The sequence below is a fragment of the Nocardioides agariphilus genome (assembly GCF_015352445.1).
Taxonomy (GTDB): Bacteria; Actinomycetota; Actinomycetes; order Propionibacteriales; family Nocardioidaceae; genus Nocardioides; species Nocardioides agariphilus.
Genome location: NZ_JADKPO010000010.1, coordinates 47,757 through 63,932 on the forward strand (window position 1 = coordinate 47,757; position 16,176 = coordinate 63,932).

The 16,176-nt window shown below is 69.7% G+C and carries 17 protein-coding genes; 13 read left to right on the forward strand and 4 right to left on the reverse strand.

The window, feature by feature from the left end; translation table 11 throughout:
- Positions 1-87: 87 nt before the first annotated feature.
- From ISU10_RS09170 to ISU10_RS09205, 8 genes are read left to right on the forward strand one after another with little or no spacing between them, the layout of a single operon-like run.
- Positions 88-837, forward strand: coding sequence for a helix-turn-helix transcriptional regulator (locus ISU10_RS09170; protein ID WP_194696083.1), 750 nt, complete (start codon positions 88-90; stop codon positions 835-837).
- On the forward strand, positions 834-2,252 hold the full coding sequence (sufB, locus tag ISU10_RS09175; RefSeq protein ID WP_194696084.1) for a Fe-S cluster assembly protein SufB: 1,419 nt from the start codon (positions 834-836) through the stop codon (positions 2,250-2,252). Before ISU10_RS09170 ends, sufB begins: the two co-directional genes overlap by 4 nt.
- Complete coding sequence (gene sufD, locus ISU10_RS09180) at positions 2,252-3,391, forward strand: Fe-S cluster assembly protein SufD (protein ID WP_194696085.1); 1,140 nt, start codon at positions 2,252-2,254, stop codon at positions 3,389-3,391. Before sufB ends, sufD begins: the two co-directional genes overlap by 1 nt.
- A complete protein-coding gene (locus tag ISU10_RS09185; protein ID WP_194696086.1) occupies positions 3,391-3,753 on the forward strand; it encodes a non-heme iron oxygenase ferredoxin subunit in 363 nt (120 codons plus the stop codon). Before sufD ends, ISU10_RS09185 begins: the two co-directional genes overlap by 1 nt.
- Entirely contained in the window at positions 3,750-4,517 is a 768-nt protein-coding gene (gene sufC / locus ISU10_RS09190) for a Fe-S cluster assembly ATPase SufC (protein WP_194696087.1), read from the forward strand. Before ISU10_RS09185 ends, sufC begins: the two co-directional genes overlap by 4 nt.
- 53 nt (positions 4,518-4,570) lie before the next feature.
- Complete coding sequence (locus tag ISU10_RS09195; RefSeq protein WP_194696088.1) at positions 4,571-5,827, forward strand: cysteine desulfurase; 1,257 nt, start codon at positions 4,571-4,573, stop codon at positions 5,825-5,827.
- A gap of 3 nt (positions 5,828-5,830) precedes the next feature.
- Positions 5,831-6,301: a Fe-S cluster assembly sulfur transfer protein SufU gene (gene sufU, locus ISU10_RS09200; RefSeq protein ID WP_194696089.1), complete on the forward strand. Its 471-nt coding sequence runs from the start codon at positions 5,831-5,833 to the stop codon at positions 6,299-6,301.
- Entirely contained in the window at positions 6,298-6,678 is a 381-nt protein-coding gene (locus ISU10_RS09205) for a metal-sulfur cluster assembly factor (RefSeq protein WP_194696090.1), read from the forward strand. The genes sufU and ISU10_RS09205 overlap by 4 nt, the downstream gene beginning before the upstream one ends.
- Positions 6,679-6,711: 33 nt before the next feature.
- Here ISU10_RS09205 and ISU10_RS09210 read toward each other — a convergent pair whose 3' ends face one another.
- A complete protein-coding gene (locus tag ISU10_RS09210; protein WP_194696091.1) occupies positions 6,712-7,533 on the reverse strand; it encodes an HAD-IIA family hydrolase in 822 nt (273 codons plus the stop codon).
- A 71-nt stretch (positions 7,534-7,604) separates the two neighbouring features.
- Between ISU10_RS09210 and ISU10_RS09215 the strand changes: the two genes are divergently transcribed.
- Positions 7,605-8,213: an acVLRF1 family peptidyl-tRNA hydrolase gene (locus ISU10_RS09215; RefSeq protein WP_370865051.1), complete on the forward strand. Its 609-nt coding sequence runs from the start codon at positions 7,605-7,607 to the stop codon at positions 8,211-8,213.
- Between the two features lie 186 nt (positions 8,214-8,399).
- Here the strand turns inward: ISU10_RS09215 and ISU10_RS09220 are convergent, their stop codons facing one another.
- Both ISU10_RS09220 and ISU10_RS09225 read right to left on the reverse strand, forming a co-directional pair.
- Positions 8,400-9,428: a glycosyltransferase domain-containing protein gene (locus tag ISU10_RS09220; protein ID WP_194696092.1), complete on the reverse strand. Its 1,029-nt coding sequence runs from the start codon at positions 9,426-9,428 to the stop codon at positions 8,400-8,402.
- 78 nt (positions 9,429-9,506) lie between these two features.
- Positions 9,507-10,028: a GbsR/MarR family transcriptional regulator gene (locus ISU10_RS09225; RefSeq protein WP_370865052.1), complete on the reverse strand. Its 522-nt coding sequence runs from the start codon at positions 10,026-10,028 to the stop codon at positions 9,507-9,509.
- A 54-nt stretch (positions 10,029-10,082) separates the two neighbouring features.
- Here ISU10_RS09225 and ISU10_RS09230 point away from each other — a divergent pair, with 54 nt between their 5' ends.
- From ISU10_RS09230 to ISU10_RS09240, 3 genes are read left to right on the forward strand one after another with little or no spacing between them, the layout of a single operon-like run.
- Positions 10,083-10,988 (forward strand): ABC transporter ATP-binding protein, encoded by a 906-nt coding sequence (locus ISU10_RS09230; RefSeq protein ID WP_194696093.1) that lies wholly within the window; start codon positions 10,083-10,085, stop codon positions 10,986-10,988.
- Entirely contained in the window at positions 10,985-12,571 is a 1,587-nt protein-coding gene (locus ISU10_RS09235) for an ABC transporter permease (protein WP_194696094.1), read from the forward strand. Before ISU10_RS09230 ends, ISU10_RS09235 begins: the two co-directional genes overlap by 4 nt.
- A gap of 10 nt (positions 12,572-12,581) precedes the next feature.
- The gene (locus ISU10_RS09240; protein ID WP_194696095.1) at positions 12,582-13,496 is read left to right on the forward strand and encodes a phosphotransferase; all 915 of its coding nucleotides are present in this window, start codon (positions 12,582-12,584) and stop codon (positions 13,494-13,496) included.
- Between the two features lie 4 nt (positions 13,497-13,500).
- Here the strand turns inward: ISU10_RS09240 and ypfJ are convergent, their stop codons facing one another.
- A complete protein-coding gene (gene ypfJ / locus ISU10_RS09245; protein WP_194696096.1) occupies positions 13,501-14,460 on the reverse strand; it encodes a KPN_02809 family neutral zinc metallopeptidase in 960 nt (319 codons plus the stop codon).
- Between the two features lie 82 nt (positions 14,461-14,542).
- On the opposite strand from ypfJ, the gene ISU10_RS09250 reads away from it, so the two are divergent.
- Positions 14,543-16,141 (forward strand): ABC-F family ATP-binding cassette domain-containing protein, encoded by a 1,599-nt coding sequence (locus ISU10_RS09250; RefSeq protein WP_194696097.1) that lies wholly within the window; start codon positions 14,543-14,545, stop codon positions 16,139-16,141.
- Positions 16,142-16,176 lie beyond the last annotated feature (35 nt).

Below are 16,176 nucleotides of genomic sequence, written 5' to 3' on the forward strand. Positions count from 1 at the left end.
TGGCACTCGGGCAAGTTGGTGGCAGCGGGCGTCGGGTAAGGCGAGCCTTACTTGAATCGGTCGAATCAATAACGGCACACTGACGTTGTGGAATTCGAGACGCCCGACGATCTCGGGGAGCTGGGTCAGCCGACCCGCGAGCGCGTGGCCCGATCGATCCTCGAGCAGGGTCCATCGACCGCGGCTGCTCTCGCCGCCCGTCTCGACCTCACTCCGGCCGCTGTCCGCCGCCACCTCGATCACCTCGTGGCCGACGGCGCGCTCGAAGCCCGCGAGCCGAGACCCCACGACGGCCGGGGTCGCGGTCGCCCGGCCAAGGTCTTCGCGATCACCGAAGCCGGACGAGACCGGTTCGACCAGCAGTACGACGACCTGGCCGTCCAGGCGATCCGCTTCCTGGCCGAGACGGGGGGCGACGACGCCGTCCGGGCCTTCGCCGAGCGACGCATGTCGTTCATCGAGGAGCGCTTCGCAGCCGTGCTGGCCGCGGACCCGGGGCTCACGCCGGCCGAGGCGCTGGCCCAGGTCTTCACCGACCAGGGCTACGTCGCCGGGGTGCGCGAGCTTCCGCTGATGGGTCACCTGGGCGGCGAGCAGCTGTGCCAGCAGCACTGCCCCGTCTCCCACGTCGCCCACGAGTTCCCCCAGCTGTGCGAGGCCGAGACGGCGGCGATCAGCCGGGTCCTGGGCCGCCACGTGCAGCGGCTGGCGACCATCGCCCACGGCGACGGGGTGTGCACCACGAGCATCCCCGCGCCGAGAGATGTGGTCGCGACAGGCTCGGCCACCGACAACGCAGGCTCGACCAACCAGAAGAGAGAGAAGGTCACGACGTGACGTCGATCGAAGACCTCAACCCCGAGCTCAAGAACTTCAAGGGCTACGAGTTCGGCTGGTCCGACAGCGATGAGGCGGGGTCGATCGCCAAGCGCGGCCTCAACGAGGACGTCGTGCGCGACATCTCCTCGAAGAAGAGCGAGCCGCAGTGGATGCTCGACCTGCGCCTGAAGGGCCTCAAGCTCTTCCACCGCAAGCCGATGCCGACGTGGGGCTCGGACCTGTCGGGCATCGACTTCGACAACATCAAGTACTTCGTCCGCTCGAGCGAGAAGCAGGCGACGTCCTGGGAGGAGCTCCCCGAGGACATCAAGAACACCTACGACAAGCTGGGCATCCCCGAGGCCGAGAAGCAGCGCCTGGTCGCCGGCGTCGCCGCGCAGTACGAATCGGAGGTCGTCTACCACTCGATCCGCGAGGACCTCGAGGAGCAGGGCGTCATCTTCGTCGACACCGACACCGCTCTCAAGCAGCACGAGGAGCTCTTCAAGGAGTACTTCGCGACCGTCATCCCGGTCGGTGACAACAAGTTCGCAGCGCTCAACACCTCCGTGTGGTCGGGCGGCTCGTTCATCTACGTGCCGAAGGGCGTGCAGGTCGACATCCCGCTGCAGGCCTACTTCCGGATCAACACCGAGAACATGGGTCAGTTCGAGCGGACGCTGATCATCGTCGACGAGGGCGCCTACGTGCACTACGTCGAGGGCTGCACCGCCCCGATCTACTCCTCCGACTCGCTCCACTCCGCGGTCGTGGAGATCATCGTCAAGAAGGGCGGCCGCTGCCGCTACACGACCATCCAGAACTGGTCCAACAACGTCTACAACCTGGTCACCAAGCGCGCCACCTGCGAGGCCGGCGCGACCATGGAGTGGGTCGACGGCAACATCGGCTCCAAGGTGACGATGAAGTACCCCGCCATCTACCTGATGGGCGAGCACGCCAAGGGCGAAACGCTGTCGATCGCGTTCGCGGGCGAGGGCCAGCACCAGGACGCCGGGGCCAAGATGGTGCACGCCGCGCCCCACACCTCCAGCTCGATCCTGAGCAAGTCGGTGGCACGCGGCGGCGGGCGCACGTCCTACCGCGGGCTGATCCAGATCAACGAGGGTGCCTACGGCTCGAAGTCCAACGTGCTGTGCGACGCGCTGCTCGTCGACCAGATCAGCCGGTCGGACACCTACCCCTATGTCGACATCCGCGAGGACGATGTCTCGATGGGCCACGAGGCGTCGGTCTCGAAGGTCTCCGAGGACCAGCTGTTCTACCTGATGTCGCGTGGCATGGCCGAGGACGAGGCGATGGCGATGATCGTGCGCGGCTTCGTCGAGCCGATCGCCAAGGAGCTCCCCATGGAGTACGCCCTCGAGCTCAACCGCCTCATCGAGCTGCAGATGGAAGGGGCCGTCGGCTGATGGGTCTGGACGTCTCCTCCCACCTGCACCCGGTGGGCTCCTTCGACCTTGCCGACCACCCGGTGCCCACCGGCCGCGAGGAGGTGTGGCGGTTCACGCCGCTCAAGCGCCTGCGCGGCCTGCACGACTCCGCACCCCTGACCGGGTCCGAGTACGACGTGAAGACGGAGGCGCCCGAGGGCGTCGCTGTCGGCTACCGTCCGGTGGCCCACTCGGACCGAGGACTCAGCGGGCTGGTGCCGACCGACCGCATCAGCGCGCGCGTGTGGCAAGACACCACGCGGGTCCTGACAGTCGAGGTGCCCGCCGAGGCCGAGGTGGCCGAACCGGTCTTCATCAACTTCACCGGGACCGGCGTCGCCGAGGCCGCCTCCGGTCACCTGCTGGTCAAGGTCGGGGCGCACGCCACGGCAACGGTCGTGGTGCGCTTCCAGGGTTCGACAACCTTGGCCGAGAACGTCGAGGTCGCTGTGGGCGACGGCGCCCGGCTGACGTTCGTCACCCTCCAGGACTGGTCCGACGACGCCGTCCACCACTCCACCCAGCACGCCTTGGTGGGTCGCGACGCCTCGCTCAAGCACGTCGCCGTGACCTTCGGCGGTGACGTGGTCCGCCACGACGTCACCGCGACCTACTCCGGCCCGGGCGGCGACATCGAGATGCTCGGCCTCTACTTCGCCGACGCCGGCCAGCACATCGAGCACCGCCTGTTCGTCGACCACAACGCCCCCAAGACCCGCAGCCACGTGACCTACAAGGGCGCGCTGCAGGGCCAGGGCGCGCACACCGTGTGGATCGGCAACGTGCTGATCCGCAAGGAGGCCGAGGGCATCGAGACCTACGAGGAGAACCGCAACCTCGTGCTCACCGACGGCTGCCAGGCCGACTCGGTGCCCAACCTGGAGATCGAGACCGGCGAGATCGCGGGCGCGGGTCACGCTTCGGCGACCGGCCGGTTCGACGACGAGCAGCTGTTCTACCTGCGCTCGCGCGGCATCGAGGAGAAGGAGGCACGGCGTCTGGTCGTGCACGGCTTCTTCAACGACCTGATCCGCCGCATCGCGGTGCCCGAGCTCGAGGAGCAGCTGGCCGCCACGGTGGAGGCAGAGCTCTCCAAGAACGTCTTGAAGGAGGACTGATGGCCTTCCTCCGCGCCTGCGCCCTCTCAGACATCAAGGACGACGCCGCCCTCGGCGTCACCGTCGACGGCCAGGACGTCGCGCTCGCGCGCCACCACGACGAGGTCCTCGCGATCGAGGACATGTGCAGCCACGCCAGCATCGCGCTCAGCGAGGGCGACTTCGAGATCACCGACGAGGACTGCACCGTCGAGTGCTGGCTGCACGGGTCGCGCTTCGACCTGCGCACCGGCAAGCCCACCGGACTACCGGCGACGGAGCCGGTTGCCACCTTCCCCGTCGACGTACGCCCCAACGAGGACGGCACCGCAGACGTCTACGTGGACGTCGAGACCTTCCTGAACGGAGTAACCCCGAGATGAGCACCCTCGAGATCAACGACCTGCACGTGTCGGTGAAGACCGACGACGGGGACAAGGAGATCCTCAAGGGGGTCACGCTGACCGTGAAGGACGGCGAGACCCACGCGATCATGGGCCCCAACGGGTCCGGCAAGTCGACCCTGGCCTACTCGATCGCCGGTCACCCGAAGTACGACATCACCTCCGGCACCGTGACCCTCGACGGCAACGACGTGCTGGCCATGACCGTCGACGAGCGGGCACGCGCCGGGCTGTTCCTGGCGATGCAGTACCCCGTCGAGGTGCCGGGCGTGTCGGTCTCCAACTTCCTGCGCACGGCCAAGACCGCCATCGACGGCGAGGCTCCCAAGCTGCGCACGTGGGTCAAGGAGGTCAACGCCACGCTGGCCAACCTCAACCTGGATGCGACCTTCGGCCAGCGCTCGGTCAACGAGGGCTTCTCCGGCGGCGAGAAGAAGCGCCACGAGATCGCCCAGATGGAGCTGCTCGACCCCGGCATGGCGATCCTCGACGAGACCGACTCCGGACTCGACATCGACGCGCTGAAGATCGTCTCCGAGGGTGTCAACCGGTTCCGCGCCAAGGACGCCAAGGCGGTTCTGCTGATCACCCACTACACGCGGATCCTGCGCTACATCCAGCCTGACTTCGTGCACGTGTTCGTCGACGGCCGGATCGCCGACCAGGGCGGCCCCGAGCTGGCCGAGGAGCTGGAGGCCAACGGCTACGACAAGTACGTCAAGGCCGCCGTCACCGCTGGTTGAGAAGGTTGCGCTAGCAACCGTCGCGAAAACCCCGTAAGCCGAAAGGAGTCCTGATGGAAGGCCTCTTGCCCGACCTCGACATCATCCGCAAGGACTTCCCGATCCTGGCGCGAACGGTTGCGGACGGGCAGCCGCTGGTCTACCTGGACTCGGCGAACACCAGCCAGAAGCCGCAGGTCGTCATCGACACGATGGTCGACCACCTGGAGCGCCACAACGCCAACATCGCGCGAGCCATGCACACCTTGGGCGCCGAGTCGACCGAGGCGTTCGAGGCGGCTCGCGACAAGGTGGCGGCCTTCATCGGCGCGCCCGAGCGCGAGGGCGTGGTGTTCACCAAGAACATCACCGAGGCACTCAACCTGCTCAGCAACACCTTCGCCTGGGCCGAGGGTGACCTGCGGGTCGGGCCCGGCGACGAGATCGTCATCACCGAGATGGAGCACCACTCCAACATCGTCCCGTGGCAGCTGCTCACCGAGCGCACCGGCGCGACCCTGCGCTGGTTCGGGCTGACCGACGACGGCCGACTCGACCTGTCCGACATCGACGAGCTGATCAACGAGCGCACCAAGGTCGTCTCCCTGACCTGGGTCTCCAACATGCTCGGCACGGTCAACCCGGTCCGCGAGATCGCCGACAAGGCCCACGCCGTCGGCGCCGTGGTCATCGTCGATGCCGCCCAGGCAGTGCCGCAGCTTCCGGTGGACGTCATCGCATCGGGCGCGGACTTCTTGGGGTTCACCGGTCACAAGGCCGTCGGCCCGACGGGCATCGGCGTCCTGTGGGGCAAGCCGGAGCTGCTCAACGCTCTTCCGCCCTTCCACGGCGGCGGCGAGATGATCGAGACCGTCACCATGGAGCGGTCGACCTACGCCAAGGCGCCGCACCGCTTCGAGGCCGGCACGCCACCGATCGTCGAGGCGGTCGGGCTCGGCGCGGCCGTCGACTACCTGGGGCACCTCGGCATGGAGGCCGTGCACGCGCACGAGCAGGCGATCACGGGCTACGCGCTCGAGGGCCTCGCCTCCGTCGCCGGACTCACCGTCTTGGGCCCGCTCGATGCCGCGTCGCGCGGGGGAGCGATCTCCTTCGAGCTCGCCGGCGTGCACCCCCACGACGTGGCTCAGGTGCTCGACTCGCGGGGGGTGGCCATTCGGGCGGGCCACCACTGCGCCAAGCCGGCCCACGCGAGGTTCGGCGTGCAGGCATCCTGCCGGATGTCGTCCTACCTCTACACGACCCCTGGCGAGATCGACGCCCTGGTCGACGCGCTGGAATACACCCGTTCGTACTTCAGGTTGGGCTGATCGATGTCTACCGAGCTCGACGCGCTGTACCAGGAGATCATCCTGGACCACTACAAGAACCCTCATCACAAGGGCCTGCGCGACCCCTTCGAGGCCGAGGTGCACCACGTGAACCCGACCTGTGGTGACGAGGTGACGCTGCGCGTCCACCTGTCCGACGGCCCGGACGGTCAGCTCGTGGAGGACGTGTCCTACGACGCGCTCGGCTGCTCGATCTCGCAGGCGTCGGCGTCCGTGCTCACCGATCTGGTGATCGGCAAGCCGGTCGCCGACGCGATGGAGATCCACCAGGAGTTCCTGACCCTCATGCAGGGCAAGGGCACCGTCGAGCCCGACGAGGAGACGCTGGAGGACGGCATCGCCTTCGCCGGCGTCGCCAAGTTCCCCGCGCGCGTCAAGTGCGCGCTGCTGTCGTGGATGGCCTGGAAAGACGCCACCGCACAAGCACTCGAGACCACCGGAGGCAAGGTATGACCCCCGACCCCCAGATCGACCACAGCGATCTCCCTGACGTACCCGAGGCTGGACAGGGCGGTGCAGGCACGACCACCATCGACGACGTCACCGAGGCGATGAAGGACGTCGTCGACCCTGAGCTCGGCATCAACGTCGTCGACCTCGGCCTGGTCTACGGCATCCACCTCGACGAGGACACCAACGCGGTCATCGACATGACGCTGACCTCGGCGGCCTGCCCGCTGACCGACGTCATCCAGGACCAGACCAACACCGCTCTCGAGGGACTGGTCAACGACGTGTTGATCAACTGGGTCTGGATGCCCCCGTGGGGCCCCGACAAGATCACCGACGACGGTCGCGACCAGCTGCGGGCGCTCGGCTTCAACGTCTGACGCCGGCCGCCTCGGCACCCGTGCTGAGGATGTTCACCCGTCGACCGAGAGCGAAGGGGCCTTCACGAACTCCACGAGGTCAGCAATCGAGTCGACGACCCGGGTGGCCCGGTAGGGGAAGTGCTCGATGTCCTCGGGGCGCGTCGAGCCGGTCGTGACCAACACCGTGCGCAGCCCTGCTTCGAGGCCGCTGATGATGTCGGTCTCCATGCGGTCACCGATCATCACGGTGGTCTCGGAGTGCGCCTCCAGCCGGTTGAGGGCGCTGCGCATCATCAGCGGGTTGGGCTTGCCGATGAAGTACGGCGACCGGCCGGTCGCCGTCCGGATCAGGGCGGCCACGGACCCGGTTGCCGGGAGCTTGCCGGCGTGGCTCGGCCCGCTCGCGTCGGGGTTGGTGGCGATGAACCGCGCGCCGTCGTCGATGAGACGGATCGCGCGGGTGATCGACTCGAAGGAATAGGTGCGGGTCTCGCCCAGGACCACGTAGTCGGGGTTGCGGTCGGTCATTACGTAGCCGATGTCGTGCAGTGCCGTGGTCAGACCAGCCTCGCCCACGACGTAGGCCGAGCCGTGCGGACGCTGGTCGGCAAGGAACTGCGCGGTGGCCAGGGCGGAGGTCCAGATCGCCTCCTCGGGCACGTCGATGCCGCTGGCCAGGAGGCGTGCACGCAGGTCGCGTGGCGTGAAGATCGAGTTGTTGGTCAGCACCAGGAAGCGGAGCCCCGACTCCTTGAGCGCCTCGATGAACTCCGTCGCCCCCGGGATCGGGACCTCCTCGTGGACCAAGACGCCGTCCATGTCGGTCAGCCAGGTCTCGACCGGGCGGGGGGAGCCGTCGTCACGTGCGGACATGGGCACCATCCTGGCAGCCGCCGCGCAGTGCCAGCGCCGGCACGTGCCAGGGGCCCTGTAGAACGGACCTCGTGGACAACGTGACGGTCTCGGTGCCGGCCGAGCGCCTCGTGCGCTGGGCGGCGAACTTCGAGGCCAGGCACGGAGCGACCGTCTGCGCGGTTGACGGCGGTGGGCTGCGAGGTACGGCGGCCGACGGCTCCACCTTCACCGCGCGGCTGCCCTTCGATGCGGAGTACGACGGGCCGGCCGAGCCTGCGTCGTTCGCGCAGGCAGTCGTGGCGCCCGCTGAGTGGGGGATCCTGCTCGTGCGCAAGGGCGGCTTCGCCGTGGCCCGCCTGTGTGGCATGGAGCTGGCCGAGCACAAGATCGGCCAACGTCACGTGCAGGGACGAACCAAGGCCGGCGGCCAGAGCCAGCAGCGGTTCGCCCGGCGTCGGGGCAACCAGGCCCGTCAGGCCTTCGAGGCCGCCGCCGAGCACGCAGCCCGCATCCTGCGCCCCGGCCCCGTGGTCACCGGAGGCGACCGTGCCGCGGTCGACGAGGTGCTGGCCGACCCGCGGCTGTCCGGCCTGGTGGTCCTCGCCCCGTGGCTGTCGGTGCCGGACCCCAAGCGGGCGGTGCTGGACCAGGCGGTGCGCGACGCGGCATCGGTGCGGGTGCTCGTCGTGAACCGCTGATCCCGGCCAGGCGGCCTCGGCCCGATCAGTCCTGGGGAGGTACGAAGACCTCCGACGTCGCCGGCGGCTCCGCATCGACGGGTGAGTCCCACTCGGTGAAGGTCGTGTCACCGGATCCGCTTTCGTCGCCGCCGGACATGCGGAGCAGGTAGTGCGGCTCCTCGGTGGCGATGACGCGCCCGGATGCTAGGAGCTGCGGTGCCGCTGGATCTGGTCGCGGAGCCTGCGGACGTTCTCGGTGGCCGCCGTCATCCGTGCCTCGAGGTCCCACACCCAGGCGTGCGGGTCCTTGTCCTCCTCGAGCACGGCCTCGATCTCGGCACGCAGCCGCATCGGGTCGGTGACAGCGACCTCGCCGCCCGCAGGCGCCTCGGGCTGAGGCGCTGGCGAAGCCTCGGAGACGGCCTCCTCGGCGCGCGTTGCTCGACCGTCCGGCCAACGGTGCACGGGTGAACGCAGGTTGGGCAGCGGCACCGAGCCGACACGGACATCGCTCGCGGCCATCGCCACGCCGAAGGAGATCTGGTCTCTGCGTGAGTAGCGCAGGACGTGCTCCCACCAGGTCTGCATCGCGGCATCGACCTCGGGAGTACGCCGGCGCGCGAGCAGTGCGGTCCAGTGCGGGTTGGCCTCGACTGCTGTGGGCCAGGCCCGCAGATAGTGGGCCAGCTGCTCGAAGACTCGCAGGTGGTCGTCCTTGCCGCGCTCGACGCTGGCCTCGGCCTCCTCGAGCAGGCTTCGGTAGAACGTGTGCACCGGAGCGGCAACGTCCGCGTCCTCCAGCCAGTCGTCGACGAAGGACTCGGGGGGCGCCTGCAGCTCGACCGCGTTGTCGACCCAGAGGCTGCGGTCGTATCCCTCGAGCACCGGGTGACCGACGATCTTGAGGAAGCGCTCGCTGCGCACGGGATCGGTGGGCATGCGCAGGTCGACCGGCACGACCTGCCAGGTATCGCTGCGCAGGGTGGGGTCGTTGGTCAGGCAGACGAAGTCGGCGTCGGACTCCGCAGCGACCGGGGCTTCGCGCAGCGGCTGCTTCTCGTCGAGGACGGCGGTGAAGACGACCATGCGGCTGGCGTGACGCGGGCGCGGCCGGGCGTGCTTGGGCGTCTCGGCCGAGTGCTGTGACTGGCTTCGGGCGACGTGCTCGGCCACCAGCTCAGCCACCTGCTCCGCCACGTGTTGCGACACGTTCCGGGCCACGTGCTGGGCCATGGGGCGACTCCTAGGTTGCACAGCCCGAGTCGCGGTGTTGACCGCTCGATCGCAACGTACCGGGAGCAGGCCGTCAGGTCAGTGCGCCACGTCGAAGCTGCCCGGCGTGTCGTGCGGCACGTCCTCCTCGAGCTCGCGGCGTCTCAGCTGCCAACGCTCGGCAAGGCCGTCCATCTCAGCGTCGACGAACGCCAGGAACTCGCGCATCAGCCACAGCCGGTGAGCCGCGGGGTCCTTCTCGCCGAGGCCTTCGAGGGCGTTGTCGAGGGCTGCCATCAACGGCGCGTAGGTCTGGTCCTTGCGCATCATCGCGCCCAGCCAGGCGTCGTCGTCGACGACGTAGACGTCCTTGCGGGAGCCGCGCTCGCGCTCGCGGTGCAAGAACCCGATCTGGCCGAGGAAGTTCACCGCCCCCGAGACTGCGGCAGGGCTGACGGCCAGCGTTGTCGCCAGCTCGGCTGCTGTCATCTTGCCGTCCTCGTCGACGACCAGAGCTGCGAAGACCCGCGAGGGGAGACGAGGAAGCCCTGCATCGGTCAGCGCTCCGCCCATGCGTTCGACGAAGGTGGCCGCCACCGTGGCCTGTGACCGGTCAGGCACGAACCGGAGTGTAACAAGATTCAACAAATACTGAATGATATGTAGGCTCAGGCCGTGACCGAACCTGTCATCGCCGTCCACGGCCTGGTCAAGGACTTCGGCGGCACTCGGGCCCTGGACAGCCTCGACCTCTCCGTCGCGCGCGGTCAGGTGCACGGCTTCCTCGGACCCAACGGTGCCGGCAAGTCGACCACGATCCGGGCGCTCCTGGGCCTGCTGCGGGTCGACGCTGGCACGGCAACCGTGTTCGGGCTGGACCCGTGGGCCGATGGCGTGGCGATCCACCGGCGGCTGGCATATGTGCCCGGTGACGTCGCGTTGTGGCCGAACCTCTCCGGCGGCGAGACCATCGACATGCTGCTGCGGATGCGTGGCGTGGAGCCGGCCAGCACGGCTCGTGGGGCGTTGCTCGAGCGCTTCGACCTCGACCCGACCAAGCGTGGCCGGGCCTACTCCAAGGGCAACAGGCAGAAGGTCGCGCTCGTCGCGGCCCTGGCCGCTGAGGTCGACCTGCTCGTGCTCGACGAGCCGACCTCGGGCCTGGATCCCCTGATGGAGCAGGTCTTCGCCGACTGCCTGGCCGAGCGCGTCGAGGCCGGCACCACCGTTCTGCTGTCCAGCCACATCCTCAGCGAGGTCGAACGGCTCGCCGACCGCGTCACGATCATCCGATCCGGCCGCGCCGTCGAGTCCGGCACCTTGGCTGAGCTGCGTCACCTCAGGCGTAGCAGGGTCGTCGCCGAGGTCGCGGGGACACCTCCGGACCTGTCGCTGCTGGCGGGCGTGACCGACGTACGCGTGGAGGGCCAGACCCTCACCTGCTCGGTGGCCCCAGAGGCGATGAGCGATGTTCTCGCCGCACTGACAGCGGCCGGGGTCCGGTCGCTGACGAGTGCGCCACCGACCCTCGAGGAGCTGTTCCTCGAGGCCTACCGGCCGGAGGCGACGGTCACTCGATGAACGCCTACGCCGGCACGTGGCCGCTCACGCGGGCGGCCCTGCGGCGCGACCGCGTGTTCGTGACCGTCTGGGTGCTGCTCCTGGTCGTGGTGGTCTATGCCTCGGCTTCGGCGACCGTGAGCATCTACCCGACGGCGGCCGACCGGGTCCAGGCGGCCGAGGCGATCAACAGCAGCCCGGCGATAGTCGCGCTCTACGGCCCGATCCTCGACGTGAGGAGCGAGGGCGAGCTGGCCATGACCAAGCTCACCGTCCTCTACGCCGCGTTCGTCGCGCTGCTCTTCCTCGTGCTGGTCCGCAGGCACACCCGCACCGAGGAGGAGTCGGGGCGGGCCGAGCTGCTGGGTGCCACGGCAGTCGGGCGCGACGCCCAGCTGGCGGCCGCGGTCCTCGAGTCCGGATCGGTGGCCGCGGCGCTCGGGATCCTGGCGGCCGTCGCCTGTGTGGTCGGTGGCCTGCCCGTGGTCGGCTCGATCGGGTTCGCGGCTTCTTGGGTGGGCGTGTCGTGGGTGGCCATCGGCCTGACCGCCGTGGCGTGCCAGCTCTCGGCGAGTGCTCGGACGTGCGCGGCACTCGCGGGCGCCGGGATCGCGGTGCTGTTCGGCTTGCGGGTGGTGGGCGACACCGGACCCGAGTGGGTGTCGTGGCTGTCGCCGTTCGGGTGGAGCACCCGGCTGCGCGCGTGGTCCGAGCCTCGCTGGTGGGTCCTCCTGCTGTACGCCGTTCTCGGCGCCGGCCTGGTGGTGTCGGCACGGATGCTCCAGCACGGTCGCGACCTGGGCTCCGGGGTGCTTGCGGCTCGGCCGGGTCCAGCACACGGTTCACCCAGGCTCGCCGACGCCTTCGCTCTCACCTGGCGGGTGCACCGGACGATGGTGTCGTCCTGGACGGTCGGTGTGGCAGCGCTCGGACTGGTGATGGGCGCCATCGCACCAGGAGTCGGTGACCTGCTGGACACCGATGCGGGTCGCCAGGTGATCGAGAGTCTCGGTGGTGTGGGAGCCCTGCAGGATGCGCTCGTCGCCGCCGTGCTCTCCATCGCTGCCGTCGTGGTGACGTGCTTCGCGATCGCCGTCGTCGGTCACGGCGCCGGTGACGAGCGCGACGGGCGCACCGAGCAGGTGCTCGCCACCGCCGTCACTCGCTCGCGCACCTTCGTCGCCACCGCGGTCATCTCCCTCGGTGGCGCGAGCTGGCTGTTGCTGGTCACCGGCGCCGGGGCGGCGCTGGGGCTCGGCATGCAGGCCGGTGGAGGCGCAGGCGACCTCGGCAGGTTCGCCGGCGCGGCGCTGGCACAGTCGCCGGCCGTGTGGGTGGTGGCGGCCGCGGCTCTGCTGCTGCACGCCTTCGGCAGCAGACTCGCCGTGGTCGCCTGGGCGCTGCTCGCCTCCTGCTTCGCGATCGGCCAGGTGGGCGAGCTGCTCAAGCTGCCGGACGCCGTCACCGGCCTCTCGCCCTACACACACCTGCCCGCGATGCCGGTCGAGTCCTTCGCGGCGACACCGACCATCTGGCTCACAGCCATCGCGGCCGCGCTGACGGTCACTGCGTGGTGGCGCTACCGGGAGCGCGACATCGGTTAGCGTGCGCCACATGACCTGGGAGCCGCAGCCGGGGTGGGTCTCAGTGCCCGCTGGCGCCGGCTCTTCCACGGTCGGCGTGTGGCGCACGGAGCGGGGCGGCCAGCCGCTCGCGATCAAGCGCCTGGCCAGGCCCCAGCCCGGGGACCCTCCCGAGCTGCAGGACCCGACCCACTTCGCCTACTGGCGGCGTGAGGCCGACGTCGCCGACACCGGCCTCAATCGGGCCACTCCCGGAGTCGTGGGTCCGGTGAGCGGGGTGGAGGAGGACGACGCCGGCATCACGCTCACCTCGGAGTGGGTAGAGGACGCCGGCATCAACGGCTTGTTCGTGGCACACGCGCTCGGCAGGTTCGCCGCCGCGGACCTCGGGGAGCGACCGTGGCTGGCGCGCGGGCTGCTGCGCTCCCGGCTGGCGAGGGTGGAGCGCCGGGGCGGCTGGCCGACCTTGGCCCGCACCAGTGCCGCCGATCTGGCCGACAGCCTCTGGCACCGCCGCGAGCATTTCCTCGGCCTGTACGACGCGCTGCCCGCCGTCGCGCACCACGGCGACGTCGGCGCCGGAAACCTGCGCGGTCGTGACGGTGAGCTGGTCGTGGCCATCGACTGGCAGGCCCTGGGCATCGGTCCTGTCGGCACCGACCTCGGGCTGCACATGGCCGGTGCCCGTGAGGCTCCGGAGCCGCTGCTGGACGCCTACGTGCTGGGCATGGCCGAGTCGGGTCGCGAGGTCGCCACCGTCGACCAGGTGCGGCTCGGCGCCCGCATCGTCGCGTCGTACACCGCCGTCAGCCGCGCCGAGTGGGCCCTGGCCCGGGTCGCGGGCGGCGAGGGCGCGCTGGCGGCCAAGTTCCGCCACCCCAGCGTCGCGCCGTACCTCCGGGCCCTCGAGCGGGTGGCCGACGAGCTCGAGGCGCTGCTCGCCTGAGGGTCTACTCGACGGTGGCGGGGGAGAAGGTGTCGCAGGCTTGCAGGGTGCCCTTGGAGTAGCCGACCTGGAACCACTTGACCCGGGCGGCGGCAGAGCCGTGGGTCCACTGCTCCTGGTTGACGCGGCCGGTCGTCTGCTGCTGGATGCGGTCGTCGCCCACGGACTTGGCCGCCTCGATGGCCTGCTGGATGTCCTGCTGGGTCAGACCCAGGATCAGCGCCTCGCCCGAGGCGTCACCGGTCGTCGTGGCGTTCTTGGCCCACATGCCGGCGTAGCAGTCGGCCTGCAGCTCCAGGCGCACGGCGTCGCTGTTGGGGCCGCGCTGGGTCTGGACCTGGCCCATGGTGCCCAGGAGGTTCTGGATGTGGTGGCCGTACTCGTGGGCCAGGACGTAGGGCTCCACGAAGTCACCGGCCGGACCGTTGAGCTGGCCTTGGAGCACCTGCTCGAAGAACGTCGTGTCGAGGTAGATCGTGCTGTCGGTCGGGCAGTAGAACGGCCCGACCTCGGCGGTGGCGTCGCCGCAGCCGGTCGAGGTGCCTCCGCTGAAGGTCTGCATCGCGCTGATCGGCTGGAAGGCGGTGTCGCTCTGGTCCGGCAGCGCCTTGGACCAGAAGTCGGTCAGGGAGTTCTCGACGGCCACGCGGGCGCAGTCGGGGCTGTCCTGGGCGTCCTGTCCGGTCTTGCAGTTGGCGTAGCGCCCCGTGTCGGTGCCGGCCATCCGCGAGGTGTCGAGGCCGGTGTCGGGCAGCGAGGTGCCGCCCGTGCCGCCGCCCACGCACTGGGTCAGCACCAGGAACAAGATGATGATGAGCACGCCACCGATGCCGCCGCCGGCCTTGGTGCCGCCGGGGATCGGGATCCGCATCCCGCCACCGCCCATGCCGCCGCCGCCACCACCGGATCGGCCGACATCGCGCATCCGGGAGGTATCGAGCCGGGCCTTGGGGTTGAAGCGCATCGTCGCTCTCCTGTCCGGCTGTGACCGCGTCCACCGGCCGCCTGAGTCGCCGGTGTGGACCGCCCATACACTAGCCAGCCTGATGATCACCGCCCAACACCTCGAGGTGCGTGCCGGGGCGAGGCTGTTGATGCAGGACGTCACCTTCCGGGTCGCTCCGGGCGACAAGGTCGGCCTGGTCGGCCGCAACGGTGCCGGCAAGACCACCCTCACCAAGATCCTCGCCGGCGAGGGCCAGCCGGCGTCCGGGTCGGTCACGGCATCCGGCTCGGTCGGCTACCTGCCGCAGGACCCGCGCACCGGTGATCCCGAGGTGCTCGCGCGCGAGCGGATCCTCTCGGCGCGCGGCCTCGACGACGTCGTCCGACGGCTGCGTCAGTCCGAGACCGAGATGGGCAGCGACGACCCGTCGGTCCGCGAGCGGGCGATGCGCCGCTACGAGCGAGCAGACGCCGAGCTGCACGCCGGTGGCGGTTACGCCGCGGAGTCCGAGGCCGCGCAGATCGCCCACAGCCTGGGCATCGAGGACCGTGTGCTCGGCCAGCCGCTGCGCACGCTCTCGGGCGGCCAGCGCCGACGGGTGGAGCTGGCCCGCATCCTCTTCAGCGGTGCGGAGACCTTGCTGCTCGACGAGCCGACCAACCACCTCGACGCCGACTCGGTCGTGTGGTTGCGGGAGTTCCTCAAGGCCCACAAGGGCGGCCTCGTGGTGATCAGCCACGACACGGCGCTGCTGGAGTCGACGGTCAACAAGGTGCTGCACCTCGACGCCAACCGCGGTGAGATCGACGTCTACAACATGGGGTGGTCGGCCTACCTCTCGCAGCGCGAGACCGATGAGAGGCGACGCAAGCGCGAGCGGCTCAACGCCGAGCGCAAGGCCGACGCGCTCATGGACCAGGCCAACAAGATGCGGGCCAAGGCGACCAAGGCGCAGGCGGCGCAGTCGATGATGCGCCGCGCCGAGCGCTTGATGGCCGGTGTCGAGGGCGAGCGGCGAGCCGACCGCGTCGCCCGGATCAAGTTCCCGTCGCCCGCGCCGTGCGGCAAGACCCCGCTGACCGCCAGCGAGCTGTCGAAGTCCTATGGCTCGCTCGAGGTGTTCACCGACGTCGACCTGGCCATCGACAAGGGCTCTCGTGTGGTGGTGCTCGGACTCAACGGCGCCGGCAAGACCACGCTGTTGCGCATCCTGGCGGGCATCGACCAGGCCGACACCGGCGAGGTGGTGCCCGGCCACGGCCTGAGGCTCGGCTACTACGCCCAGGAGCACGAGACCCTCGACACCTCGCAGACGGTGCTCGCGAACCTCCACTCCGCGGCGCCCCAGCTCACCGACACCGAGGCGCGGTCGGTGCTCGGCTCGTTCCTCTTCAGCGGCGACGACGCCGAGAAGCCCGCGCGCGTGTTGTCGGGTGGCGAGAAGACCCGCCTGGCGCTGGCCATCCTGGTCGTCTCGAGCGCCAACGTGCTGCTGCTCGACGAGCCGACCAACAACCTCGACCCGGCCTCGCGCGAAGAGGTGCTGGCTGCTATCCGCACCTACACCGGGGCCATCGTGCTCGTCACCCACGACGAAGGCGCGGTGCACGCCCTCGAGCCCGACCGCGTGCTGATCCTGCCCGACGGCGTCGAGGACCTCTGGAACCCGTCGTACGCCGACCTCGTGTCCCTGGCCTAGAAGCCCGCTTCGTCAGCGGTCGTGCGGGTGCACCC

Excerpts from the sequence above, each read along its gene's own strand:
- sufD (WP_194696085.1), top strand. The coding sequence starts at position 2,252 with ATGGGTCTGGACGTCTCCTCCCACCTGCACCCGGTGGGCTCCTTCGAC.
- ISU10_RS09185 (WP_194696086.1), top strand. The coding sequence starts at position 3,391 with ATGGCCTTCCTCCGCGCCTGCGCCCTCTCAGACATCAAGGACGACGCC.
- sufC (WP_194696087.1), top strand. The coding sequence starts at position 3,750 with ATGAGCACCCTCGAGATCAACGACCTGCACGTGTCGGTGAAGACCGAC.
- ISU10_RS09195 (WP_194696088.1), top strand. The coding sequence starts at position 4,571 with ATGGAAGGCCTCTTGCCCGACCTCGACATCATCCGCAAGGACTTCCCG.
- sufU (WP_194696089.1), top strand. The coding sequence starts at position 5,831 with ATGTCTACCGAGCTCGACGCGCTGTACCAGGAGATCATCCTGGACCAC.
- ISU10_RS09205 (WP_194696090.1), top strand. The coding sequence starts at position 6,298 with ATGACCCCCGACCCCCAGATCGACCACAGCGATCTCCCTGACGTACCC.
- ISU10_RS09210 (WP_194696091.1), bottom strand. The coding sequence starts at position 7,533 with ATGTCCGCACGTGACGACGGCTCCCCCCGCCCGGTCGAGACCTGGCTG.
- ISU10_RS09220 (WP_194696092.1), bottom strand. The coding sequence starts at position 9,428 with ATGGCCCAGCACGTGGCCCGGAACGTGTCGCAACACGTGGCGGAGCAG.
- ISU10_RS09235 (WP_194696094.1), top strand. The coding sequence starts at position 10,985 with ATGAACGCCTACGCCGGCACGTGGCCGCTCACGCGGGCGGCCCTGCGG.
- ISU10_RS09240 (WP_194696095.1), top strand. The coding sequence starts at position 12,582 with ATGACCTGGGAGCCGCAGCCGGGGTGGGTCTCAGTGCCCGCTGGCGCC.
- ypfJ (WP_194696096.1), bottom strand. The coding sequence starts at position 14,460 with ATGCGCTTCAACCCCAAGGCCCGGCTCGATACCTCCCGGATGCGCGAT.
- ISU10_RS09250 (WP_194696097.1), top strand. The coding sequence starts at position 14,543 with ATGATCACCGCCCAACACCTCGAGGTGCGTGCCGGGGCGAGGCTGTTG.